We start from the raw sequence: 23767 nt of genomic DNA, 5'->3' as shown, positions 1-23767 counted from the left end.
ATGGCCGACCGGATCTTCGTCGAGGGGATCAAGTTCCACGGCTTCCACGGCCTGACGCGCCTGGAGCGGCAGGTCGGCGTGCGCCTCTCGGTCGACGTCGGGATCGAGATGGACCTCGAGAAGTCCGGCCGGTCCGATCGCATGGCCGACACGCTCGACTATGCGAAGGTCCACAAGATCGTCATCGAGGTCGGGCGCGGCCGCTCCTACAAGCTCCTCGAGACGTTCGCGCGGCAGCTCCTCGATGAGCTGCTGCAGGATGAAAGGATCGATCGCGTGACGGTGCGTGTCCGGAAGGAGACCCCGATGCTCGACGGGATCGTCGACGCGGTCGGGGTCGAGATGACGCGCGCGCGGAACGGGAAACACGCATGATCGTGCGCCGCGTCTTCCGCTTCGAGGCGGCGCACCGCCTCCCGCATCATCCGGGGAAGTGCCGCGAGCTGCACGGTCATTCCTACCGGCTCGTCGTCGCCGTCGACCGTCCGGTCGAGGCCGCGTCGGGGATGGCGATCGACTTCGGCGATCTGAAGGCGATCGTCCGCCGCGAGGTCGTCGATCGGGTCGATCATCGCAGCCTGAACGACCTCCTCGACAACCCGACCGCCGAGGTCATCGCGGCGTGGGCCTGGGAGCGCCTGCATCCCCACCTCGACGGCCTCGCCGAGATCGAGCTGTGGGAGACCGAGGACTGCTCGGTCGTCTACCGGGGGGCCTGACGATGGACGCCGCCAAGATGGAAGCGGGGATCCGCCTCTTCCTCGAGGGGCTCGGCGAGCGCTTTCCGGGCGACGACCTCGAGAAGACGCCGGCGCGGGTCGCGCGCGCCTGGGCCGACGACCTCGTCTCGGGCTACGGCGTCGATCCAGTCGCCGAGCTGACGTGGACGGCGGCGCCGAAGGGGTGCGGCCCCGTCCTCCTCCGCGACGTGAAGTTCGCGTCGGTGTGCGTCCACCACCTCCTGCCGTTCTTCGGCAAGGCTCACGTGGCGTATCTTCCGGGCGAGAGGCTCGCCGGCCTCTCGAAGCTCGGCCGCGTCGTCGACGCGCTCGCGAGGCGCCTCCAGATCCAGGAGCATCTGACGATCGCGGTCGCCGCGGCGGTCGAGCGCGCGCTCGCGCCGCGTGCCGTGCTCGTCGTTCTCGACGCCGAGCACACCTGCATGACGCTCCGCGGCGTGCGCAAGGAGGGGAGCGCGCTCCTCACGTACGCGGCCTCGGGGCTCTGGGAGCGGGACGAGGCGGCGCGCCGGGAGATCTTCGAGCGCCTCGCACCCGGACGGTCTTGACCGCACTTCTCCTCGCGCTCGCGGCCTCGGCCGCGTCTCCCGCCGACGACGCGATCCGCGCCGCGGCCACGGCGGCGAACGCCAAGGGAACGCTTTACCGCGTCGGCCTCGACCTCGGCCACCGGGTCATGATCGGCTCCGACCGGCCGTTCCGCGTCGTCGAACCTCAGACGGGCGCCACCCCGTGGAAGGACACGTACACGGCAGAGCTGGCGTTCCTCGCGGACGGCGGGCCGGAAGGGGAGCCGGCGTCGGTCTTCCGGATCCAGGTCGGCGCCTACGGAACGCAGGAGGCGGCGGAGCAGGAGCGCGCCGCGCTCGAGAAGGCGCTCGGCGCACCGGTCGTCGCGCGCTTCGTCCCCGATCGCGGCTCGTGGCGCGTCCGCGCCGGCGCCGCGAAGGACCGGGCGGCCCTGGCCCCGCTCCTGGCGAAGCTGCGCGACATGGGACGGAAGGGGATCTGGATCGCGGAGGAGCCGCAGGAGGCGCCGGGTCCGGTCACGATCCGTCTCGTCGACACGCTGTGGAACACGCAGCTCACCACGTCGAAGCGCCTGCTCGCGATTCCCACGGATGGGGGCACGCTCAAGGTCGGCGGCAAGCCGTACCGCGGCGTCGTCGAGGTTCGTGTCGACGCGTCCGGGCGCCTGCGCGCCGTCGACTGGGTCGAGCTCGAGAGCTACCTGCGCGGCGTGGTCCCTTCCGAGCTGGGGCCGGAGATCTGGCCGCAGATCGAGGCGCTGAAGGCGCAGGCGGTCGCCGCGCGCACCTACGCGATGGCGAACGCCGGCCAGTTCGAGGACGAAGGGTTCGACATCTGCGCGACTCCGCGCTGCCAGGCGTACGGCGGCGCCGAGGCCGAGCATCCGCTCTCCGACCGCGCGGTCTCCGAGACGCGCGGCGAGATCGCGAGCTACGAGGGCAAGCCGATCGATGCCCTCTACACCGCGACCTGCGGCGGCCACACCGAGGATGCGAAGGAGATCTTCCCCGAGCAGGCGGCGCCCTACCTGGTCGGCGTCCCTTGCCGCGCGGAGGGCGAGGCGCTCGCGCGGACACGAAAGACGGTGACGGGGGCCGCACCGGCGGGGATCACGACCGAGAGCGGCGAGGACGTCACGCGCGACGCCTGGCTCCTCGGCGTATCCGGAGTCTTCGGGGACACCTCCCGCCTCGCGAAGGTGCTGGCGCATCCCGTGAGCGCGACGACGCTCCGGCAGTGGACCGCGGCGGTCGCCCGCCTGTCGGGCCGGCCCGCTCCCGCGGGCACTCCCATCGCCCCGTCGAGCCTGCCGAAGGCGGCCCTGGCGATCGCGCGCGATTTCGCGTGGGACGAGAGGGCGCGCATCCTGCTCGCCGACGCGGATGTCGATGCGGTTCTCCGCGACGCCGCGATCCGCACCCTCCCCGAGGACGAGCGCCGCGCGCTCGTCTACCTCGTGGCGCAGGGCGCGCTCCACCCGGCGCCCGACGGCCGCTGGCTCCTGGAGCGCGAGCCGACGGGGGCGACGCTCGCGGCGGCACTCGCGCGGATCGGCGACGCCTACGACGCCTTCGACCTCGAGGAGGGGACGATCGTCGCCGTCGAGGGCCGGAAGCTCCAGGTCGCGCGCGGGAAGGCGAGCGCCTCGTGGACCCTGGCCGACGCGCCGCGCCTCTTCACCGCCGCCGGCACGCGGAACTTCCCCGTGGCCTCGCTCGCCCTCTGGCCGGGGGACCGGGTCCGCGCCCACCACGACGGAAGCGGCCGCGTCGATTTCCTCGAGCTGCGTCCGCCGGCGAAGGGGCTGTCCGACGACCGATCGGCGGCGGTCTACCAGTGGGAGGTGCGCACGAGCGGCGCCGATCTCGAGGCCGCGATCAACAAGCGCGTCTCGGTCGGCAAGCTGCGCGACCTGCGCATCCTCAAGCGGGGCGTCTCGGGCCGGATCGTGCAGATCGAGGTCGTCGGTCAGGCCGGCAGCACGGTCGTCACGGGGTTCGACGTCAGGAACCTGCTCGACCTCCGCGAGAGCCTGACGGTCATCGAGCTGCAGCGCGACGCCGGCGGAGCGATCACCGCGGCGGTCTTCGCCGGCAAGGGATGGGGGCACGGGGTCGGTCTGTGCCAGGTCGGCGCGTACGGGATGGCGCTCCGCGGCGCGTCCTACCGCGAGATCCTCGAGCATTACTATCCCGGCATTGCGATCTCGAAATCGGCCGACGGCGCGGATAGCGCGCATTGATGCGGGACCTATATTCATCGTCGGCCGGAACCGGGGGGCCGGAAAGTCGGGCACATGGGACGCGGACTATTCAGCTTGGGGTGGATCCTGCTCGTCCTCACGGTCGGGCTGTGGATCGCCGGGGTCGCCGGATGGCTCCCCGAGGCGGCGGACGACCGCTGGTCGGCGTTGACGCTCAAGGCGACGCTCGTCGTGTTCGCGGCGTCGATCGTCCTCCGTGTCGTCACGCCGGTCACGAAGCAGGTGGTGCGCGGGCGGTGCGCGCGCTGCGGCCGGGGGATCGATCGCGGGCAGATCTACTGTCACGACCACATGCAGGAGACGGTGAACGAGTACCGCGACGAAGCGCACGGCCGGATGACGACCAAGCACCACCGCTGAGGATCCTCGTCCTCCTCGGTCCGACCGGTACGGGCAAGTCGCGCGTCGCCGTCGAGGTCGCCGAGGCGCTCGGCGGCGAGATCGTCGGCTGCGACGCGCTCCAGATCTATCGGGGCCTCGACGCGGCCACGGGGAAGCCCACGGACGACGAGAGGCACCGCGTTCCGCACGCGCTCGTCGGCACGGTCGACCCGCGGCACGACTACTCGCTTGCCGAATACGTCCGCGATGCCGACGCCGCCGTGGCGGCGATCGCCGCGCGGGGACGCGTCCCGATCGTCGTCGGCGGCACGGGTCTCTACCTCCGCGGCCTGCTCAAGGGGGTCGTCCCGGCGCCGGGGCGTGACGCGGCGCGACGCGACCGCCTGAGACGCCTCCTGGCCCGCTTCGGCGCCGCGCGGCTCCACGGCGCGCTCGCGGCCCGGGACCCGGGCTCGGCGGCACGGATCGCTCCCGCCGACACCCAGCGCCTCCTCCGCGCTCTGGAGCTCGCCGGGCCCGGCCCGATCTGGAGCGACCGCATCGCGGCGGCCGGCACCTGGTCCACGCCGGGGGAGCGCTACGACGCGCTCAAGATCGGCCTCACGCTCGACCGCGACCTGCTCGCGGCCCGCCTCACGGCCCGGGTCGACCGCTTCCTGGAATCCGGGCTCGAAGAGGAGGTCGCGCACCTCCTCGCCGCCGGGGTGCCGGAATCCGCGAACGCGTTCAAGGCGATCGGCTACCGCGAGGCACTCCGCGCGCGCTCTCTCGGGCTCGATCTCGGCACCGAGCGCGACGCGATCGTCACCGCCACGCGCCGGTACGCCAAGAGGCAACGCACCTGGTTCCGGCGGGAGCCCGGCGTTGTCTGGATGGACGCGTCCGGCGACCCGGACGCGCTCGCCGGCGAGATCGTGGCGTCATGGCGCCGCTTCGTCGCGTGTTAGACTCGACCCACGTGAGAGTCCGCAGGAGGACCCGATGGACACCGAGACCGGAGGCATCCAGAACGAGTTCTTCAACCGGGCACGCAAGGAGCGCGCGCTCGTCACCGTGTTCCTCGCCAACGGCAAGCGCCTGGTCGGGCGCATCCGGGCGTTCGACAAGTTCACGATCCTGCTCGAGACGCACCACGGCGACCAGATGATCTTCAAGCACGCGATCTCGACCGTCGGACCCGCGCGCATGGGTGCCGGCGAGGAGGATGCCGCGCACGCGGGGCACGGCTCGGAGCGGCGCGAAGGTTAGCCGCGCCTAGCGGCGGAAGAAGCCACCCTTGCCCGGCTCGGGAGAACCGCCGGCGGGCGCCTGCGCTCCCGTGCTCGAGAGCTCGCGAAGGCGCGCGTTCATCCGCTCGACCTTGGCCTCGTACTCCTGGCGCACGAGCTGGATCTGCTTCCCGAGACGCTCGTTCTCGGCGCGCAGGTGGTCGGCTTCGCTGCCGACCGCGGCGACCGGCTGGGCATGCGACACCTCGGATCGCAGGCGTGCGATCTCCTCGTCGCGCTCGCCGATCTCCTGCCGGAACTTGTCCTGGAGCTCGTCGTAGAGCCGCTTGATCTCCTGCAGCTCGAGGATCTTCGAGAAGTCGCTCAGCGGTTCGGCCATGTCGTGTCCCTCCTCCGGTGAGCGGTTCTCCGCCGCGTAGAGGAATTTCCTCAGCATGAGGTCGAGGTCGCCCGGCTTGATCGAGATCGCGAGCGCGGTGTCCCGCGCGACGGCCCCCCTGAGCACGAGCGAGGCGAGAGACTGGTTCATCGACTGCATCTTGTAGTACGAGACCGAGTTCTCGATCTCCTCCTCGAGGGCGTCGAGGTTCCCTTCGAGGATCAGCTTCTGCACGCGCGGCGACGTCCGCAAGATCTCGACCGCGGCGATGAGGCCCGATCCGTCGGTCTTCTCGACGAGCTTCAGGGAGACGATCGCCTGGAGCACGTTCGAGAGCTGCTGGCGGATCTGACGGTGATTCGACTCGGGAAACTGGTCGATGATCCGGTCGATCGTCTGTACCGCGCTGTTCGTATGGACGGTCGAGAAGACGAGGTGGCCCGTCTCCGCCGCGGTCAAGACCGTCTGGATCGTCGGCAGGTCGCGCATCTCGCCGACCATGATCACGTCGGGGTCCTGGCGGAGCGCGTTCCGGAGCGCCGCGGAGAACGACGGCGTGTCGGTTCCCACCTCGCGCTGGGTGACCGCCCCGAGGTTGTCCTTGAACAAGAACTCGATCGGGTCCTCGATCGTGATGAGGTGGATCAGGCGCGTGTTGACGATGATCCGCATGAGCGACGCGAGCGTCGAGGACTTCCCCGAGCCGGTCGGCCCGGTGATGAGCACGAGGCCCTGGTTGAGCTTCGTGAACTCGGTCAGGATCGGCGGCAGCCCCCAGTCGTCCATCGACGGGAACTCGAACGGCACGCGCCGGAAGACCGCGGAGTAGGTCCCGCGCTGCAGGAACACCGACGCGCGGAAGCGCGACACGCCCGGGACGCTGTGCCCGAAGTCGGCGGCGCAGTTTTCTTCGATCTGGCCCTTCATCCGGTCGTTCAGGAGCGAGCCGATCATCTCCTTGAGGAGGTCGGGATGGAGCGCGTCGGTCTTCAAGGGGAGGAGCTTGCCTTTGATCCGGAGCAGGGGAGGGCGCATCGGCTTCAGGTGGAGGTCGCTCGCCTCCTGCTTGACCATGAAGCGCAAGAGATCGTCGATCGTCATCGGGGTGTCATCCTTCTCCGAAATGGCGTCCTCGACGCCGGGATGGACCCCGGCCCGACCGAACATAGGTGCCGGGTCCGGGCGGAGTCAAACCACGTGATATAAGCCGGAGTTCGCATGGGGTCGGGTGAGCTCAAGACACGTGTCGGGAACTGGACGCTCGCGAACCAGCTCACTTTCCTGCGTCTGGTCGCGGTGCCGTTCTTCATCCTGGCGGTCCTGGAGGCGAGGTTCTCGCTCGCGCTCGGGATCTTCATCGGCGCCGGGGTGACCGACCTCCTCGACGGCCTGATCGCAAGGGTCTTCCGGCAGCGGACGGCGCTGGGGGCCTACCTCGACCCCGCCGCCGACAAGATGCTGCTCATCTCGGGGTTCATCCTGCTGACGCGCTACCCGAACCTGTTCCAGGGGATCCCGATGGTCAACCGGATCCCCCTCTACCTGACGATCCTCGTCATCAGCCGGGACGGCCTCATTCTCGCGATCGCGCTCATGCTCCACCTCGCGTACGGCCAGAAGCGGTTCCTCCCCTCCGTCATCGGGAAGGTGACGACCGGCACCGAGCTCGTCACGATCGGTCTCGTGCTCCTCTTCAACGCGCGCCTCGAGACGAACCCAATCGTCCCGTTCGCGATCAGGACGACGCTCGTGCTCATCCTGCTCTCGGGCTTCCACTACCTCTGGCGCACCGTCGCGCATCTCCGGGAGCGCGGGCCGGAAGCGACGCCGTGACGTTCGATCTCGATGCCGTCTCCGAGGAGGCGCTCGAGCTCCAGGAGGTCCTCGCCTACGCGGCCGGCTTCGCGGCGAGTCCGCCCGGGCGCTCGGCGCTCCAGGACGCGCGTCCCATCGCGGACGCTGCGGCGCTCGCGGCGGAGCACGCGGCGAACGACGAGGCGGGCCGGTACGCCGAGCGGTTCGGCCGCCTGATCCCGGCGGCTCTTCCCGATCCCGCGCCCGCGCGCGGCACGCTCGGCATCGAAGGGCACGTCGTCGACCCCGTGGCGCTGCGGGATCTCGCGTCGCTGCTCGCGGAAGCCGCCGATCTCGGCAAGCGCCTCGGCCGTCTCGACGCCGGGGAGTTCCCGTCGCTCCAGGCGCTGTCGCACGGCATTTCGGACCTGGGCGCTCTGACGCGCGACGTGGTGCGCTTCGTGGGACCCGACGGCCGCCTCGAGGACGACGCCTCGGCCGAGCTCCGGCGCCTGCGCGTCGCGATCGTCAAGGCCGGCGAGCGCTTGCGCCGGCAGCTCGAGGCGTTCCTCCACGATCCCTCGGCGGCGAGCGTCGTCCGCGACGACTTCGTCACCCAGCGGAACGGCCGCTTCGTCATCCCGGTCCGCGCCGATGCGCCGCGCCCCGTGGAAGGGATCGTCCACGCCGCTTCGTCGTCCGGGCAGACCCTCTTCGTCGAGCCGATCGCCTCGGTCGCGACGAACAACGAGCTGGTCCGTCTCGCGGAGCAGGAAGCGGCCGAGGCGCTCCGAATCGTCCGCGGTTGGACGGAGAGCTATCGCGCACGACTTCCCGAGATCGATGCGGCGATCGCGGGCCTCGCCCGCGCCGACGTCGTCCAGGCCAGGGCGGCGTTCGCCCGCGCGATCCGTGGGACGACGCCGCGCCTCGCCCCGTCGGAACCGCTCCGCCTGGACGCCGTCCGTCACCCGCTCCTCGACCGCCGCATCCGGTGCATTCCGATCACGGTGGCGATCGACCCGTACGATCGCGTGCTCGTCGTCTCCGGACCGAACACCGGCGGCAAGACCGTGGCCCTGAAGACCGTCGGCCTCGCGGTGCTCATGGCGCAGTGCGGGCTGCCCGTCGCCGCGGACGAGGCGACGCTCCCGATCTTCCGCCAGCTTCGCGCCGACATCGGCGACCATCAGTCGATCGCGGCGGACCTCTCGACCTTCTCCGGCCACGTGCGCGCGGTCGTGCGGTTTCTCGACGAGGCCGCGGCACCCGCGCTCTTCCTCTTCGACGAGATCGGCACCGGGACCGAGCCGGGGGAGGGTGCCGCACTCGCGCAGGCGGTCCTCGAGCGCCTCCTCGACCTCGAGATCACGGCGATCGCGACGACGCACCACGCGGCGCTCAAGGCGTGGGCGTTCTCGGATCCGCGCGTGCAGAGCGCTGCGATGGAGTTCGACGAGGAGACGCTGAAGCCGACCTACCGCGTGCTCGCCGGGGCCGCGGGATCGTCGGCGGGGATCGACGTCGCCTCACGGCTCGGTCTCGAGGCGTCGCTCGTCGCACGGGCGCGGGCGCTCGTCGGCGCCGGTGTCCGCGCCGAGGAGTACATGGCGCGCCTGCGCGCGCTCACCTCGGAAGCGGAGGAGAAGACCGGCAGTCTCCGCGAGGCGGAGGCCCGCCTCGCCGCAGAACGCGAGCGGCTCGAGAAGAAGGCCGCCGCGGAAGCCTCGGAGCGCCGGGAGGCCACAGCGAAGACGCTGGACGCCGCCCTGCGCGAGTTCCGGCAGCAGTCGAAGAAGGAGCTCGCCGGCATCCAGGATGCGAAGGAGCGGGCGAAGGCGGAGCGCGCGCAGTTCCGCGCGGAGTCGCGTCTTCGAGCGGAAGCGCGGCGGATCGCGCCGGCGGCCCCCGTCGCGGCGGGGCCGCTCACGATCGCGCCCGGCGCACGCGTGCGGATCATCTCGCTCGAGCGCGAAGGGGAGATCGTCGCCGTGCGCGGCGAGAAGATCGACGTCCGCATGGGGGCGGCGACGTTCTTGGTCTCGAAGGCCGATCTCGCCGCCGCGGGTCAGGAGGCGGCGCCGGCTCCGGAGAAGAAATCCAAGATCGCGTCGCTCATCGCCTCGCGGCGCCCGTCATCGGACGAGCGTCCCGAAGGGCCGCCGCTCGAGCTCCACCTCCTCGGGAAGACGGTCGACGAGGCGCTCCCCGAGGTCGACAAGTTCCTGGACGCCTGCGCGCGTGAGGGTCGCGACGAGGTCCGCATCGTCCATGGCCACGGCACCGGGCGCTTGCGCGTCGGGGTCCGCGCCCATCTCAAGGCTCATCCGCTCGTCGCGTCGTTCCGCCCCGGCGGAACCGGCGAAGGGGGCGACGGCGCGACCGTCGTCACGCTTCGGTAAAACGGGGGGGACAGTAACCAGGTTTTTGTTACACACGAACTGCGTGTGTAACAAAAACCTGGTTACTGTCCCCTTTGATCAAAAGCTGAATGTCCCCATTTCACTCCTCGCCGAACTGCTTCAGCCAGTAGTCGACGTCGTCCGCGCTCTCCGGCTTCTCGCCGGCATCGTCCTTCGCGAGCTTGGTCCGCAGCGACGACGGCGATTCGACCGAGGCGCCGACCCAGCGGCACTGATCGCCGAGCGCGCGATCGCTCGTGACGACGGCCCACCCGGCGACGTCCTTCTCGCGCTTCAGGAGATCGAGGATGACGGCGTCGGCCTTGCGGCCGGGGCCGGAGAAGAGGACGTCGGGGCCGTACGAGACGCCCGGCGGGGACGTGCCGTCGAAGACGACGACGATCCGGCGGCGCTCGACGCGGGCGAGCTTCGCGATCTCCCGAACGAGCTTCCGCTTCTCGGCGTCCGACCGGGTGCGGCCCGGCCAGGTGCCGAGCACGTTGTCCCCGTCGACGACGCGGGGCATGGCGGTCCTACGAGCCGCCGAAGATCGCGCGCTTGAGGTCGTCGCGATCGTCGGTCGCGGCGCTTCCCGCCTGGACGATGACTTCCTGCGCCTCGAGGTGGCCCGGCTCCCACCGCAGCGCTTCCTTCGCCATCCTCACCGCGCGGCCGGGGCGGCCTGCCTTCAGGTACATCTGGGAGAGCGCGAGGTAGGCGGCGACCGACGTCGGGGCCAGCTCGATCGCCTGGAGCAGGCGGATCTCGGCGGCCTCGCGATGGCGCGGGTTCTTGGCGAGCGCGAGCCCGAGCTCGAGGTGGTACTCGGCGTGCGACGGATCGATCTGCACGGCGTTCTCGAGGAAGGTGATCCCCTCGTTGAGCTTGCGCTGCGCGATGAGCGCGCGGCCGCGCAGGTAGTTCTGACGGGCGTAACCGCCGGTGTCGGCGCCCTTGCGGTCGGTATCGGTGTGCGCGGAGAGGAGCATCTGGTCGTACTCCGCGCGGCCCTCGGCGTCCGAGAGCGTGTTGTAGGCCTCGGTGACGTGCGTGAAGAACTCCTCGAAGCGCGGGAGCAGGTCGGCGAGCGACCCGGAGCGGAAGCGGTCCGGGTGATAACGGCGCGCGAGCGCGTAGTACGACTCACGGATCGCGTCGGGACGCGCGGTCCGGTCGAGGCCGAGCACGCCGTAGTGGTCTTGGCCGGTGGCGAGGCTGAGCCGCCCGAGCGCCTCCTCGCGTGTGATCGTCGCCTCGGTCTTGAGCTCGCGCGAGCGCCGGATCTTGGGATCCTCGGGCTCGAGCCAGCCGGCGAGGAGCAGGCCGTAGATCAGCCGGAGCGTCGGCTCCTCCTCGGCGGGCGAGCCCTTGACGAGCTCCGCGAGGTCGCGGCTCCCGTCGCAGTGCTCGAGGAGATAGGTGCCGAGAGCGTCCATATCGCCCGCGGACGCCGCAGCCTTCGGCGGGACGACCGGCCGGAGGTCGGGAGGACCGATCCGGATCCTGAGCGCGTCCAGCGACGCGGGATGCCGCTTCGCATGGGCGATGACGAACGGCCGGATCGCCAGGCGCGCGGTCACCTCGCCGTCGAGCTTCGGCGCGCCGTCCTCGAAGGAGAACGCGCCGTCGGGCCACTCCAAGGTCGACGTGAGGAGCTCGCGGATCAGCCCGTCCATCGCGCGGCGCAGGCTCTCCGGCGACGGACGGCCGGCATCGAGAAGGACCGCCGCGACGGAGATCTTCTTGAGCGCCGCCGTCTCCACGGCGTGGGCGCGTTGATCGGGCGTGAGGATGCCCGAGCGGACGAGATACTCGGCGTACTGCTCCTCGAGCAGGTTCGACGTGGCGTAGACGACCCAGCCCTTCTCGAGACAGAAGAGGCGCTTCAGGCGGCCGCGCGATGCGGTCAGGATTCCCGAGCCGGCCGCTTTCTCGCAGAGGAGGCGGGGGAACTGCCGGAACGGTGAAGGGGGTGACGGCGGCGCCGCCGCGGGCCTCACGGCGTCCCCGCGCGGACCGACTCCGCCCAGGCCTTCGCCATCTCGGCGTAGGTGGCGCCGTAGTAGGCGTGGAGCGCCTCGTCGAGCGAGTCGCCCGCGCCGAGGCGGTCCAGGACGGCGACGAGGACGTCGAGCCCTCGCTGATCGGCGATGTAGCTCGTGAGCGAGAGCGCCGCCGGATAGCTGAAGGCGACGTTCGGCCACGTCTTCGGATCGTCGGGCCGCACCTTCGCCGCGAGGTCCGCGCGCTGCGAGCGCCGGAGCTCGCGAGGCTCCGCGATCTGCGCGAGCCCCTCGTGGAGCCACTTCGGGCAGTTGCCGCGCGTCTTCGAGTGCACGAAGGCGTGCGTCAGCTCGTGCGCCAGCACCTTCTCCGCGGCCGGGTCGAGCTTCTTCAGGCCGGCCAGGGGCACGCGGATCTTGCCGTCGTAGAGCCCGATGACCTCGCTCCCGGCCTGCGTCACGTCGTGGAACGCCTGCTTCGGGTACAGGAGCACGGTGATCGGCTGGCTCGGCGCATGATGGTAGGTCGAGGAGAAGTCGACATAGCGCTCTTCGAGAAAGTCGGTGATCGACGCGACGAGGTCCTGATCGAGGTCGCCGTCGTAACGCATGTTGAAGTGCGCCGCGGCGGAGAAGGCGTAGTTCTTCGCGGCCGCCATCTCGCGCTCGCCCTTCACGATCTTCTCCCGCACGCGGTCGCTCGGCGCCAGGCGGAATGCCTCGCGCCACGCGGTGAGCGCCTCGTCGACCCGCTCGTCGCGGTCGCGCAGGTCGCCCAGGACCTCCTGCAGCTCCGCCGACGCCGGATCGCGGACGAGACCGTCGAGGACGACGGGCAACGCCATGTTGTCCCGGCCGAGCTTCATCTCGGCGACGGCGAGGCCGACGCGCGCTCCCGCCGCATCGGGCTCACGCTCGATGACGTCGTGGAACTTGAGGACCGCGGTCTCGTAGTCGCGCGCCATGAGCGCCTCGTTCCCGGCCTTCATCGCGGCGATCGCCTCGGGATCCGGATGCGCGGCCGGCGGCTTCTTCGCGGGAGGCTGCGAGGCCTTTCCCTTGGGCGCGGCGGCGGACTCGTCGACGCTGACCAGGAGCGCGCGCGGCATGCCGACCGTGCCGGTCGCGGACTCCACGAAGAGCGTGTCGCCGTCGATCCACCAGCGGTCGGCCTCGACGGTTCCGCCCCCCTGGAGGTGAATCAGGGCGGCGAGCATCAAGGTCGCCGGCGTCACGGCAGCACCTTGGCGATCTCGACCGCGCCGGGATGCTCCTTGCCGCGGAGCGCCTTCGGCAGATCGGCCGCGGCGGACGCTTCCTTGGCGGAGCCGTACGCGCCCCAGCAGACGCGCCAGCAGGAGCTCCCATGGACCGTCGCGGGGAGGACGTAGAGCTTGTCGGCGCCGCGCGCCTCCGCGCGCAACCGGTCGACGGTGTCGGCGCGGCAAGCGACGAGGAGCTGAGCGGTGAACGCTCGGCCGGTCGCGGCGAGGCGGCCGGCGTCGTCCGCCGGCTTGGCGACGGGGACGGCGGCGGGGACGGGAGCGGCCGCGCGAGGCGGAGCGGGCGGCGGGGTCTCGACCTCGGGGACCGTCACCGCCGCCTCGACGGGGGGCGGCGGCGCGGCCTCGACCGGGACGGTCTTGCCGAGCTTCACCTCGGGAGCGGCGGCCGCGGGCGGGGGCGTGGGACTGCCTCTGAGCGACCAGCCGGCGAGGAGAACCGCACCGACCGCGCCGACGAGGAGCGCCGATGACGCGAAGCCGCGGACCCCGGCCTCACGCGTCCCGCCGTCGTCCCTGGCGGACTCCTGCTCCTCGCTCATCGCCCAGCCAATATAGACGCGTTCAGTGGATCAGGGTGAAGCAGCGGCTCCAGCGCGACCGGGTGACGAGGTGGGCGACCTTGCTCAGGATCGCCTTGAGCTGGTCCCACCCCCGCAGATTGATGTCGTTCGGACCCTCGGTGTACGACCACCAGATGAGGACCGCGCGGCCCTTGATGAGCTCGCGGGGGACCGTGCCCCAGACCCTGCTGTCGGCCGAGCGGTCGCGGTGGTCGCCCATGACCCAGTAGTGGCCCTCGGGAATCTTGACCGGCTCCCGCGAGTCGGCGAGCCGGTAGGCGTCCTTCACGTAAGGCTCGTCGAGCTTCTCGCCGTTGACGTAGACGTAGCCGCGGCGGATCTCGACCGTGTCTCCCGGCAGGCCGATGACGCGCTTGATGTAGTCGATCTCGGGGGTGTCCGGATACTTGAAGACGATGACGTCGCCCCGGCGCACGTCGCGCGAGGGGAGCAGCATCTTCTCGATCGCGGAGTCCGCGGGAGAGTAGATGTAGCGGTTGACCATGATGTAGTCGCCGATGAGCAGCGTGTCTTCCATGGAGCCGCTGGGAATCTTGGACTGCTGGAAGATGAACGCCCGCGTGAAGACGACGAAGATCACGCAGATCAGGATCGTCTCGGCGTAGTCGCGGACGATCCCCTTCGGCGGCGGCCCGTCGCCCACCGTCGCGCGGTCGTCCCCGTAGCCCGTCCTACTCCCCACGTCCGCCCTCCGCGCAGAGGAGCGTGTCGATCGAGGCGACCGCTTCCTCCGGTTCGTCCGCCACGCGCGTGATCGCGAGCTCGGCGCTCTCGATCATGTTCCCCTTCACCAGGTGATGGAGGAACGGCCGCCACGCGGCCCCCAAAAGTACCACGGGGCGCGGGCCGAGGCTCCCCGCCCGGTGGAGCGCCCAGAGCAGCGTCAGCTCGGCGAGCGTGCCGGACTTCCCGTGGAGCACGACGAAGCCGTCGGACCGCCGGACCAGCTCGGCCATCCGCGCGATGAGGTCGTCGGTCTCGTGCGCTGCGCTCAGGAAGGCGTTCGGTGTCCTCGCCGCGAAGATCGAGCAGGTGACGCCGACCGAGCGGCCGCCGCCCTCGACAGCGCCGCGCGAGGCGCCCTCCATGACGCCGCCGTAGCCGCCGGTGACGACGTCGTAGCCCGCGCGGGCGAGGAGACCGCCGACGCGGCGCGCCGCCTCGTAGAGCGGATCGCCCTCGGCCGGCTCGGACGAGCCGAACACCGCGACCGCGCCGCGCGCGCTCAATAGCCGACCGCCACCGACTCCTCGCGGGGGTCGGGCGCTCCCGTGTAGCGTCCCTGGGCGTCGAGCCCGATCGCCACGACGTTCGCGATCGGCTCCCTCGTCTTCAGGACGTGGCCGCGGGCGCGGAGCGCGCGCGCGACGTCCTCGGAGAGACCGTGCGGCTCGACCTGGAGGACGTCGGGCTGCCACTGGTGGTGCGCCCGCGGGAAGTCGATCGCTTCCTGGAGCGTGAAGCCGTCGTCGACGACATGGACGATCGTCTGGAGCACGGCGGTGATGATCGTGGCGCCGCCCCGCGAGCCCACGACGAGGAACGGACGGGGCCCGGGGGGGACCGCTTCGACGATCGTCGGGCTCATCGACGAGAGCGGGCGCTTGCCGCCGCGGACGGCGTTGGCGGATCCACCGAGGAGGCCCCACTGGTTCGCCACACCTTCGCCGAGCGCGAAGTCGTCGATCTCGTTGTTGAGAAGGACGCCGGTTCCCTTCGCGACGATTGCCGCCCCGAACCACGAGTTGATCGTCGTCGTCAGCGAGACGGCGCCGCCGCGCGCGTCGGCGATCGAGAGGTGGAGGGTTTCGCCTCCCTCGCGCCCTGCGACTCCCGGGCGGACCGCGGACGACGGCGTGGCGCGGTCGTCCCGGATCGACGCGGCGCGCTTCGCGACGTAGGCCGGATCGAGCAGCGCCTTGACCGGGACGTCGACGAACGCCGGATCGCCGAGCGCCCCGCTGCGATCGGCGTAGGCCCGGCGCTCGACCTCCGCCAGCCGGTGGAGCGTGAGCGACGACCCCGCGCCCGACGCCGCCAGGTCGAAGCGCTCGAGCATGGCGAGCATCTGGAGCAGGATCACGCCGCCGCTCGACGGCGGGGGAAAGGTCACGACGCGGTGGCCGCGGTAGGCGCCGACGAGCGGCTCGCGCTCGACCGGCTTGTAGCCGGCCAGGTCCGCGGCGGCGAGGACCCCGCCGGCTGCCGTCACCGTGCGCACGACGGCTTCCGCCGTGTCGCCTTCGTAGAACGCCTTGGCACCGCCGGCCGCGATCGCGCGGAGGGTCTTTCCGAGATCCTTCTGGACGAGGCGGTCGCCCGCCTGGAGCGGCGCACCGTCGTGCGTGAAGAGCGCGCGCGCCGCAGGATCGGCGGCGAGGCGCGCGTTCTCGTCGCCGAAGATCTTGGCGGACACGGCGGAGATCGGGAAGCCGGTCTCGGCGAGCTCGATCGCCGGTGCCAGGAGCTCGGCCCAGGGTCTCGTGCCGTAGCGGGCGTGGGCGAGGGCGAGCCCCGCCACCGATCCCGGCACCGCGACGGCAAGCCCGCCCTCTTGGCTCTTCTTCGGGTCGATCTCGCCTCGCGCGTTCTTGAAGTGCGCCGCGGTCAGCGCCGCCGGCGCCGTCTCGCGGAAATCGATCGCGGAGCAGCGGCCGCCGGGGGCGCGATAGATGAGGAATCCGCCCCCGCCGAGGTTGCCGGCACGCGGAAAGGTCACCGCGAGCGCGAACGCCGTTGCGACCGCGGCGTCGACGGCATTCCCGCCCTTCTCGAGAACGTCGAGCCCCACGTCACCGGCCAGCTTCTCGGGCGACGCCACCATCCCGCGCGGCCCGACGACGGGAGTCGCCGACGCCGCGAGCGCTCCGGGGAGGAGCACCAGGAGGGCGGCGAGGGCGGCAGCGAGGCGGCGCACGGCCGGATTATGCCCGACCTGATAAAATCTCCGGTCATGACGCGTTCATCCGTTCTCGTGGCCCTTTCGATCTCGCTCCTCGCCGCCTGCGGCGGTTCTCAGCCGCGCAACGCCGACGCCAAGCCGGCCGACGCCGCGGCTCCGGCCGCCGCTGCCGTCCGCGCGGCTCCCGACTTCGAGCTCAAGGACGTCAACGGCAGGGCGGTCCACCTCTCCGACAGCAAGGGACAGCTCCGGCTCGTGGACTTCTTCACGACGTGGTGCGCTCCCTGCCGCGAGGAGATCCCGATGTTCAAGGAGCTGAACGCGACGTACGGCGCGAGGGGATTCACCCTCCTCGGGATCGCGATGGACGACGAGGGTGCGTCGAAGGTCAAGCCGTTCGTCGACGAGAACAAGCTCCCCTACACGACGCTCATCGGCTCCGAGGCGGTCGCCTCCGCCTACGGCGGCGTCGTCGGTTTCCCGACGAAGTACCTGATCGACCGCGACGGCAAGATCGTGGGCTACTGGATCGGCCCGGTCCCGCGAGCGATCCTCGAGAAAGCGATCCAAGACCACCTGTAGTCGACGGGTACGGAATCGTCATGGCGGGCCTCTTCCGCCTTCCTTAGTTTTCTCCCCGATGAGCCGGTCCTTCGCTCGTGCGGCGGTGGTGTCGTTGGCGCTCCTGGGAGGCCGAGCGTCTGCCGAGTCTCCGCCTCGGCCGGTGGTGGCGCTCATCCTCGACGACGCCTCGCCGGCGACACGAGCCGCGGCGCTCTCGGGGATCGCCTCGCTCGGTGGACGGACCGTGCACGCGTTCGACGGCGTCCTCATCGTCGAGCTGCCGCCGGGATCCGAGTTCCGCGCGCTCAAGCTCGCCGGCGTGCGCGAGGTCGCGCTCAAAGGTGCCGCGGCCCGGGCGGGGCGCGGCGTCCCCGGATGGGGGCTCGCGGCCTGGAGCGCGATCGCGCACCTCGGCGACCGGACCGACGAGCGTCCGCCGGCGGAGATCGGCGACGATGCGCTCGTGCCTCCGGCGACCACGCTCGACGCCGTGCGCGCGGCGCGCGCCGGCGTGAGGAAGGTCGCGGCGTCGTCGACCGGGAGCCCGGGCGCCCCGTACGGGGCGACCGATCTCAACACGAGCGAGTTCTTCGCAGGAGCGGTGAGCATCAACGTCATCCTCGTCGAGAGCGACGGGACGATCGAGTTCCAGTCCGAGAACTGGAGCGCCGACCGGGAGGACGAGGTCGTCGCGAAGATCGCCGCGGGGCTGGAGTGGGTGCGCCTTCAAGAACCGCGCGCGGGTCTCCGCTTCGTCTACCACGTCCTGGCGGGTCGGGTGCAGCCCGCGGCACGGACCGGCTACGAGCCGATCCGGCACGCCGCCGATCCCTACGGCACGACCGGCGAGGCGCTCTGGGCGACGCAGGTCCTGGGGAAGCTCGGCTACACGAGCGGCGACCGCTTCGCGCGCTCGCGGGCCCTGGCGGCCGATACGCGCCGCTACGACGGCACCGACTGGGCGGTCAACGTCTTCGTCGTCGACTCGTTGAACGACGTCGACGGGAAGTTCGCGGACGGACGTTTCGCGTACACGTGGGTCGGCGGACCGCACATCGTCATGACCTACGACAACCAGGCGTGGGGGATCGACCGCATGGACCAGGTCCTCCGCCACGAGATCGAGCACGCCTTCTACGCCTTCGACGAGTACGCGTCGAGCGGCTGCGTCTGCACCGACCACCGCGGCTACCTGGATGGGCCGAACGCGAACTGCGCGGCGTGCAATGCGGCCGCGGCGGCGTGCGTCATGATCGCGAACGGCGACTCCATGTGCGACGCGACGCGGCGGCAGATCGGCTGGGCCGACCTGGACGGGGACGGCGACCTCGACGTCGTCGGCGAGAACCCGGACACGTTCCTGGATGCGCTGCCGGCGCAGGCATGTCGCATCCCGGCGGTGACCGGCGTCGCCACCGTCGTCGCGGCCACGAACCGCAACACCTACACCGCGACACCGGCCTCGAACATCAGCATCAACCGGATCGCCGGCGTCGAGGTGCGCGCCGACGGAGGCGCGTGGATCGCGGCGAGCCCGGAGGACGGCGCGTGGGGAGGCCCGGTCGAGCGGTTCAGCGCCGCGCTCCCGACCCTCTCGTCGGGGCCGCACACCGTCGAGGCGCGCGCGATCGACGATCATGGGAACGTGGACGCGGTGCCCGGATCGGCGAGCATCCTCGTCGCCCCGGGCTCGAGCCCGCTCGGCGACACCGTCCGGGTCGGGCGGGACGCGGGACCGGGCGCCACCCTTCAGTGGAGCGCCTGCCCGGGTGCCGCGACGTACCGGATCTACCGCGCGGCGGCGCCGTCCCAGGCGTTCACCCTCGCGGCCGAGACGTCGCTCACGACCTGGGACGACGCGGCGAGCGGCGCCGCCTGCTACGAGGTGCGCCCGGTCGACGCGTGCGGGAACGAGAGGGCAGACTGATCGTCATGACGCGCGAGACACGCATCATCGTCATCCTCGTCGGCTTCGGCGCCGCGGGTGTCGGCGCGCTCGCGTTCGTCGCCCACCAGTACGAGCGCGCGCTGGGACCCAAGGCGACGACGCAGGCGGCGGTCTCCCACGACACCAAGGCGGATGCCGGGGCGGCGCTCCCCCTCGTCGATGCCTTCCTCGCCGTGCGCGCGGCGCAGGCCCGCGCGGCGGAGCGTCTCGGCGTTAAGGCCGACGACCGGACGTTCGGCGACGAGGCGCTCGCGGCGTGCCGGGTCGCCCGATTGAGCACCGCGGGGGCGCTCGGGATCGACGGCGCGGCCTATCTGCGCGTGCGCGACGCCTGGCGCGCCTGGTCGCGCGGCGAGGCGGTCGAGCCAGCGCTCGCGTCGGCGTTCCAGGCAAGGCTCCCGTCGACCTCGCGCGAGCGCCTCGGCCCGGGCGACGCGCTCGACCTCGCGATCAAGCCGTAGCTTTCGTCTTCCTCTCGAGCGCGTCGAGACGGCGGCCGACGTCGGCGATCCGTCGCGCGAGGAGCGCGAAGTACACGACGAGCCCGGCCCAGACGACGAGATAGCCCCAGAACAGGAACGAGTAGCTCTTCATCGCGCCCTCGCGGCCGCGTCTTCGAGCGCGGCGAGCTGGCCTTCGAGCGCGGCGAGGCGCGCGCGAGCGGCGACCAGCAGGGTGAAGAGAAGCAGGAAGCTGAACATACAGGCCATGAGGGCGGAGCCCATTCCCGGCGCCAGGGGATCGGTCTTTCCGGCGCCGAAGACGATCGGGTGCTGTCCGCGCCACCAGTCGACCGCCTTGTAGACGACCGGCACGTCGAGCGCGGCGACGACGCCGAGGATCGACCCGATCCGCGCCGCCTGGTCGGGCGCGGTCGCGTAGGCGCGCGCGAGAAGACTCCCCGCGAGGAGGAGCCACAGGATGAGCGTCGTCGTGAGCTTCGCCTCCCACGTCCACCACACGCCCCACGCGGGCTTGGCCCAGATCGGGCCGGTGATGAGGACGAGCGTGCAGAAGACGAGGCCGACTTCCGTGGCCGCGACCGAGACGTGGTCCCACACGGCGCGCCGCGTCCAGAGATAGCCGACGCTCCCGGCGAGCAGGACGAAGACCGCGAGGAACGTCATCGCAGCGATCGGCACGTGGAAGTAGAAGATCTTCTGCACCGCGCCCATGACCTTCTCCTCGGGCGCGTTCAAGAACACGAGGGCGAGGGCGAGGGCCATCAGGGCCGCAGTGGCGGCGAGGAGCAGCATCAAGCCGGCGTCGAAGCGGCGTGCCATCAGTCCTCCATGAGGGCGTCGAAGACGAGGAGAGCGACGAGAACATACAACACGTCGAGCCCCGCGCTGAGGAGGAGCCACGTGCGCGCGTCGGCGAGACGCCCGTCGAGCGCCGATGACGTGCACTGGACCGCGGAGAGGAAGAGCGGCGTCGCGGCCGGGAGGAGGAGCGTCGCGAGGAGCGCCTCCCCGCGGCCGAGCCGCGAGACGACGCCGCCGAAGAGCGTGCCGAGCGCCGCGAGCCCGAGCGTGTGCACGAGGACGACGAGGGCCAACGGACCCGCGGGGGTCACGATGTCGGCGTCGAAGAAGACGGCGGTCAAGGGGAGCAGGATCGCCTCGATCGCGATCAGGAGGACGACGTTCGCGATCCACTTCCCGGCGAAGACGGCGCCGCGGTCGATCGGCGCCATGGCCACGGCGACGAACGCGCTCCGGTCGCGCTCCAGGCGGAACGAGCGGGTGAACCCGACGATCGCGGAGAACGCGACGGTGACCCAGAGGATCCCCGGGATGACCTGGGGGCTCCCCATGCGCTTGATCGTGTCGATCCCGAAGGCGAACGCAAAGACGACGAGCGTGACGAGCGCGAACAGCAGGCTCGCAGCGAGCGTCTCCTTCGTGCGCCCTTCGATCCTCAGGTCCTTCCGCGCGACGATCCAGGCGGCCTTGAAGAATCCCGGGGGAGCGTTCATGCCGTTCCGCGGACGAGGGAGCGGAGGCGCGCGGCGTCCGGGCCGGTGCTGGCGCCCGCGTCCAGGGCGCGACCGCGGTCGAGGGCGACCCACCGGGGACACAGCGCGAGCCCCTCGTCGAGGTCGTGCGTCGCGAGGAGCCAGGTGACGCCCCGCGCCGCGGTCTCGCGGAGCGCCGCGCGGAGACGGCTTGTGGAGCGGAGGTCGAGCCCCGACGACGGCTCGTCGAGGAGGAGGAGGCGCGGCTCGTGCAGGAGCGCGCGCGCGAGCGCGACCCGCTGCTGCATGCCTCGCGAGAACCCGCGTACCGGCTCGTCGGCGCGCTCCTCGAGCCCGGCCTCCCGGAGCATGACCGTGGCGCGGGCGGCGGGATCCGGGAGGCCGTGGAGCCGTCCGAAGAACTCGAGGTTCTCGCGCGCGGAGAGGTCGTCGTAGAGCAGCGTGTGATGCGAGAGGAATCCGATCCTCCCGCGCGCCGCGGCCGGCGAGCGCCGCGGGTCGGCGCCGTCGATCAGGATCCGGCCGCCGTCGGGACGCAAGCCGCCGGAGACGATGCGGAGGAGCGTCGTCTTCCCCGCGCCGTTGATCCCGAAGAGCGCGACGGGCTCGCCGGCCGCGACCGTGAGGTCGATGCCGTCCAGGGCGGTCGTGGCGCCGAATCGCCGCGTGACGCCCACGGCGGCGACGAGGGGAGGCGCGTCCAAGGGGCTCCTAGTGGCGCTCGGCCAAGGCGTCGAGCTCCTTCATGAGGCCGATCGCCGTCGCTTGGAGCCTCGCCTTCATGTCGGCGTAATCGGCGTCCCCGATCTTGCCGGTCGTCCGGTCCTCCTCGAGGTCGCGGAGCGCGGAGAGCGCCATCGCGTGGCGCGCGCCGACGTCCTGCTCGTGGCTCAGGCTCTTGGCGACGCGCTCGGCCTCCCGCGCGTCCGGGCGGAAGAGCGGCGCCAGGACGAAGACGGCGACGGCGAGCGCGAGCAGGCCGATGACGGCGGCGCTCAACGGAGGTCCTCGAGATCGCGGGCGAGACGCGCGAGATCGGCGTCGCTGACGCCGGCCGCGGGCGACCCGGCCGCCGGCTTCGAGGCGCGCTTCCAGCGGGAGATGACCCCGCCGATGAGGAGCGCCGCGGCGAGGAGGCCGGCCGCGGGCCCGAGCCAGGCGATGAGGTTGAACCCCGCGGCCGGGGGCGAGACGAGGATCTTCTGCCCGTTCCGGGCGACGTACCCGGCGATGATCTGATCGCCGCTCTTCCCCGCGGTCGCGTCGGCGGCGATGGAGGTGCGGAGCTCCTCCGCCCGCATGCAGGCGCATTCCTTGATCGACTGCGGCGCGCAGCCGCAATCGCAGAGGAGCGACGTCGCCGCCTTCTCGTACGCTCCCTTCGCCGGACCCTCGGGGACGACGACGGCCGGGATCATGCCGCGGCGCGCTCCTCGAGCGCACGCGCCGCCTGGAGCCGCTTGCGCTCGCGCGCGTCGGGGAAAACGCAGATCGTCGCGCCGATCACGAGGACGAGCCCGCCGAACCAGAGGAAATTGACGAGCGGATTCACGAAGACGCGGAAGTTCGCCTCGCCGGTGAACGGGTCGACGCCAAGCGGCGTCACGTAGAAGTCCTCGGCGAAGCGCTGCGGGCGCGTGAGCGAGAAGCTCTTGTGGATCGCGACCTCGGTCGACGGAGTCTTCACCTCGCGACCAGCGATCTCCTCGAGCCGGCTCATGAGCGTGTAAAGCCCGGCGACGGCGTCGTGGTACGCCCCGGGGTCGCCGCCGCGCATGCTCTTGGCCTGCAGGAACGCCGCCTTGAGGTCGGGGAAGAGCATGTTCGGGTGCGCGCGCTGCTGCGCTTCGAGGCGCGCGACGAAGCGGCCGTCCTGCCAGATCGAGACCTCGGTGACGGCGGCGATGTAGTCGTCCTGCGCCTCGAGGCGGTACCCGTCGTAGACCATCGCGTAGCCGTCGAGCTTGATCGTCCCCTTCGGCGCGATCTGCTGGACCAGCTCCTTCCGGTACGCCGACGACGCGGCGACGCCGATGCACACGATGACGAAGCCGACGTGGACGACGTAGCCGCCCCAGCGCCGCTTGTTACGCCAGACGAGGAGGCCGAGCGCGGCCGCCGGGTTCTCGCCGTACTGGTGCATGCGCGCCCGCGTGCCGCGCCAGAACTCGAGGACGACCGTCGCGAGGACGAACGCGGCGAGACCGAAGCACGCCGGCGGGTAGAAGGTCTTGAGCGCGTCGAACATCGCGCCGAAGTCCGCGTGGACGAGACTCCGGAGCACGGTCCCCGCCGCCGTGAGCCCATCCCGCCCTTCGAGCGCCAGGAAGAGAAGAAGGGTCCAGAGCCCCACGAGCCCCGGAACGATGAAGTTCCGGCGGAGGTTCTCCGCGGTCGCCTTCCGCCACGCGATGAGCGGCCCGACCCCCACGAGGAAGAGGAGGACGAGCGCCCAGGGAATGTTGACGAGGTTGAAGATCGGCGGTCCCATCGTGACCCGCCGGTTCACGACCGCCTGCGAGACGAGCGGGAAGGTCGTGAGCAGGAGGACCGTCCCGGCGATGCCGACGAGGACCATGTTGTTGAACAGGAAGCTCGACTCGCGCGAGAGCACCGATTCGAGCACCGCTTCCGACCGAAGGTCGTTCAGGCGGAGCACGAGGAGGGCGAGGGAGCCAAAGAAGGTGATCCCGAGGAACCACGCGAACGCCGGTCCGATGTCGGAGGTCGCGAACGAGTGCACGGACGAGAGGATCCCACTCCGCGTGAGGAAGGTGCCGAAGATCGCGAGGCAGAAGGTCAGGACGACGAGGATCATGTTCCAG

Annotated in this window: 27 protein-coding genes; 12 read left to right on the top strand and 15 right to left on the bottom strand. The window is 71.2% G+C overall.

Annotation, left to right across the window (positions count from 1 at the left end; genetic code table 11):
* From folB to hfq, 7 genes are read left to right on the top strand one after another with little or no spacing between them, the layout of a single operon-like run.
* Complete coding sequence (folB, locus tag VFV19_02250) at positions 1-375, top strand: dihydroneopterin aldolase (protein HEX4823112.1); 375 nt, start codon at positions 1-3, stop codon at positions 373-375.
* Positions 372-719 (top strand): 6-carboxytetrahydropterin synthase QueD, encoded by a 348-nt coding sequence (gene queD / locus VFV19_02245; GenBank protein HEX4823111.1) that lies wholly within the window; start codon positions 372-374, stop codon positions 717-719. The genes folB and queD overlap by 4 nt, the downstream gene beginning before the upstream one ends.
* A 2-nt stretch (positions 720-721) precedes the next feature.
* Complete coding sequence (gene folE / locus VFV19_02240; GenBank protein ID HEX4823110.1) at positions 722-1288, top strand: GTP cyclohydrolase I; 567 nt, start codon at positions 722-724, stop codon at positions 1286-1288.
* Positions 1285-3513: a SpoIID/LytB domain-containing protein gene (locus VFV19_02235; protein ID HEX4823109.1), complete on the top strand. Its 2229-nt coding sequence runs from the start codon at positions 1285-1287 to the stop codon at positions 3511-3513. The genes folE and VFV19_02235 overlap by 4 nt, the downstream gene beginning before the upstream one ends.
* A 54-nt stretch (positions 3514-3567) precedes the next feature.
* A complete protein-coding gene (locus VFV19_02230) occupies positions 3568-3894 on the top strand; it encodes a hypothetical protein (GenBank protein ID HEX4823108.1) in 327 nt (108 codons plus the stop codon).
* Complete coding sequence (gene miaA, locus VFV19_02225; protein ID HEX4823107.1) at positions 3780-4823, top strand: tRNA (adenosine(37)-N6)-dimethylallyltransferase MiaA; 1044 nt, start codon at positions 3780-3782, stop codon at positions 4821-4823. Before VFV19_02230 ends, miaA begins: the two co-directional genes overlap by 115 nt.
* A gap of 34 nt (positions 4824-4857) precedes the next feature.
* Positions 4858-5124: an RNA chaperone Hfq gene (gene hfq / locus VFV19_02220; protein ID HEX4823106.1), complete on the top strand. Its 267-nt coding sequence runs from the start codon at positions 4858-4860 to the stop codon at positions 5122-5124.
* A 6-nt stretch (positions 5125-5130) separates the two neighbouring features.
* On the opposite strand, the gene VFV19_02215 is transcribed toward hfq, so the two are convergent.
* Positions 5131-6585 (bottom strand): PilT/PilU family type 4a pilus ATPase, encoded by a 1455-nt coding sequence (locus tag VFV19_02215; GenBank protein HEX4823105.1) that lies wholly within the window; start codon positions 6583-6585, stop codon positions 5131-5133.
* A 117-nt stretch (positions 6586-6702) separates the two neighbouring features.
* Here VFV19_02215 and VFV19_02210 point away from each other — a divergent pair, with 117 nt between their 5' ends.
* On the top strand, positions 6703-7317 hold the full coding sequence (locus VFV19_02210) for a CDP-alcohol phosphatidyltransferase family protein (GenBank protein HEX4823104.1): 615 nt from the start codon (positions 6703-6705) through the stop codon (positions 7315-7317).
* Positions 7314-9680 (top strand): Smr/MutS family protein, encoded by a 2367-nt coding sequence (locus VFV19_02205; protein ID HEX4823103.1) that lies wholly within the window; start codon positions 7314-7316, stop codon positions 9678-9680. Before VFV19_02210 ends, VFV19_02205 begins: the two co-directional genes overlap by 4 nt.
* Before the next feature lie 100 nt (positions 9681-9780).
* On the opposite strand, the gene VFV19_02200 is transcribed toward VFV19_02205, so the two are convergent.
* From VFV19_02200 to ggt, 7 genes are read right to left on the bottom strand one after another with little or no spacing between them, the layout of a single operon-like run.
* The gene (locus VFV19_02200) at positions 9781-10206 is read right to left on the bottom strand and encodes an NYN domain-containing protein (GenBank protein HEX4823102.1); all 426 of its coding nucleotides are present in this window, start codon (positions 10204-10206) and stop codon (positions 9781-9783) included.
* A 7-nt stretch (positions 10207-10213) separates the two neighbouring features.
* Positions 10214-11680: a DnaJ domain-containing protein gene (locus tag VFV19_02195; GenBank protein HEX4823101.1), complete on the bottom strand. Its 1467-nt coding sequence runs from the start codon at positions 11678-11680 to the stop codon at positions 10214-10216.
* Positions 11677-12918 (bottom strand): hypothetical protein, encoded by a 1242-nt coding sequence (locus VFV19_02190; GenBank protein ID HEX4823100.1) that lies wholly within the window; start codon positions 12916-12918, stop codon positions 11677-11679. The genes VFV19_02195 and VFV19_02190 overlap by 4 nt, the downstream gene beginning before the upstream one ends.
* Complete coding sequence (locus tag VFV19_02185) at positions 12915-13508, bottom strand: hypothetical protein (protein ID HEX4823099.1); 594 nt, start codon at positions 13506-13508, stop codon at positions 12915-12917. Before VFV19_02185 ends, VFV19_02190 begins: the two co-directional genes overlap by 4 nt.
* Positions 13509-13530: 22 nt before the next feature.
* Entirely contained in the window at positions 13531-14232 is a 702-nt protein-coding gene (gene lepB / locus VFV19_02180; protein HEX4823098.1) for a signal peptidase I, read from the bottom strand.
* A complete protein-coding gene (locus VFV19_02175) occupies positions 14222-14779 on the bottom strand; it encodes an LOG family protein (protein ID HEX4823097.1) in 558 nt (185 codons plus the stop codon). The genes lepB and VFV19_02175 overlap by 11 nt, the downstream gene beginning before the upstream one ends.
* Entirely contained in the window at positions 14776-16467 is a 1692-nt protein-coding gene (gene ggt, locus VFV19_02170; protein ID HEX4823096.1) for a gamma-glutamyltransferase, read from the bottom strand. The genes VFV19_02175 and ggt overlap by 4 nt, the downstream gene beginning before the upstream one ends.
* A gap of 36 nt (positions 16468-16503) precedes the next feature.
* On the opposite strand from ggt, the gene VFV19_02165 reads away from it, so the two are divergent.
* Genes VFV19_02165 through VFV19_02155 form a run of 3 tightly spaced genes read left to right on the top strand, consistent with a single transcriptional unit; the run spans position 16504 to position 19425 of the window.
* The gene (locus VFV19_02165) at positions 16504-17034 is read left to right on the top strand and encodes a TlpA disulfide reductase family protein (GenBank protein ID HEX4823095.1); all 531 of its coding nucleotides are present in this window, start codon (positions 16504-16506) and stop codon (positions 17032-17034) included.
* A 58-nt stretch (positions 17035-17092) separates the two neighbouring features.
* Positions 17093-18943 carry a hypothetical protein gene (locus VFV19_02160; protein HEX4823094.1) on the top strand — a complete coding sequence of 617 codons (1851 nt, stop codon included), beginning with the start codon at positions 17093-17095 and terminating at the stop codon, positions 18941-18943.
* Between the two features lie 5 nt (positions 18944-18948).
* Positions 18949-19425 carry a hypothetical protein gene (locus tag VFV19_02155; GenBank protein HEX4823093.1) on the top strand — a complete coding sequence of 159 codons (477 nt, stop codon included), beginning with the start codon at positions 18949-18951 and terminating at the stop codon, positions 19423-19425.
* Here the strand turns inward: VFV19_02155 and VFV19_02150 are convergent.
* The 7 genes from VFV19_02150 to VFV19_02120 all read right to left on the bottom strand — a co-directional run.
* Positions 19415-19558 carry a CcmD family protein gene (locus VFV19_02150; protein HEX4823092.1) on the bottom strand — a complete coding sequence of 48 codons (144 nt, stop codon included), beginning with the start codon at positions 19556-19558 and terminating at the stop codon, positions 19415-19417. The genes VFV19_02155 and VFV19_02150 overlap by 11 nt on opposite strands.
* Positions 19555-20247: a cytochrome c biogenesis protein gene (locus VFV19_02145; protein HEX4823091.1), complete on the bottom strand. Its 693-nt coding sequence runs from the start codon at positions 20245-20247 to the stop codon at positions 19555-19557. Before VFV19_02145 ends, VFV19_02150 begins: the two co-directional genes overlap by 4 nt.
* Positions 20247-20942, bottom strand: a complete 696-nt coding sequence (locus VFV19_02140; GenBank protein HEX4823090.1) for a heme exporter protein CcmB — start codon at positions 20940-20942, stop codon at positions 20247-20249. Before VFV19_02140 ends, VFV19_02145 begins: the two co-directional genes overlap by 1 nt.
* Complete coding sequence (gene ccmA, locus VFV19_02135) at positions 20939-21646, bottom strand: heme ABC exporter ATP-binding protein CcmA (protein ID HEX4823089.1); 708 nt, start codon at positions 21644-21646, stop codon at positions 20939-20941. The genes VFV19_02140 and ccmA overlap by 4 nt, the downstream gene beginning before the upstream one ends.
* A gap of 7 nt (positions 21647-21653) precedes the next feature.
* The gene (locus tag VFV19_02130) at positions 21654-21941 is read right to left on the bottom strand and encodes a hypothetical protein (GenBank protein HEX4823088.1); all 288 of its coding nucleotides are present in this window, start codon (positions 21939-21941) and stop codon (positions 21654-21656) included.
* Positions 21938-22360 carry a cytochrome c-type biogenesis protein CcmH gene (locus VFV19_02125; GenBank protein HEX4823087.1) on the bottom strand — a complete coding sequence of 141 codons (423 nt, stop codon included), beginning with the start codon at positions 22358-22360 and terminating at the stop codon, positions 21938-21940. The genes VFV19_02130 and VFV19_02125 overlap by 4 nt, the downstream gene beginning before the upstream one ends.
* The coding region (locus VFV19_02120; protein ID HEX4823086.1) for a cytochrome c-type biogenesis CcmF C-terminal domain-containing protein at positions 22357-23767 on the bottom strand (1411 nt) is incomplete at its 5' end. The genes VFV19_02120 and VFV19_02125, both read right to left, overlap by 4 nt.

The organism is Candidatus Polarisedimenticolaceae bacterium, from assembly GCA_036275915.1.
Classification (GTDB): domain Bacteria; phylum Acidobacteriota; class Polarisedimenticolia; order Polarisedimenticolales; family DASRJG01; genus DASRJG01.
The sequence above is the reverse complement of the archived record's forward strand: the minus strand, read 5'-3'. Positions and strand labels throughout refer to the sequence as shown.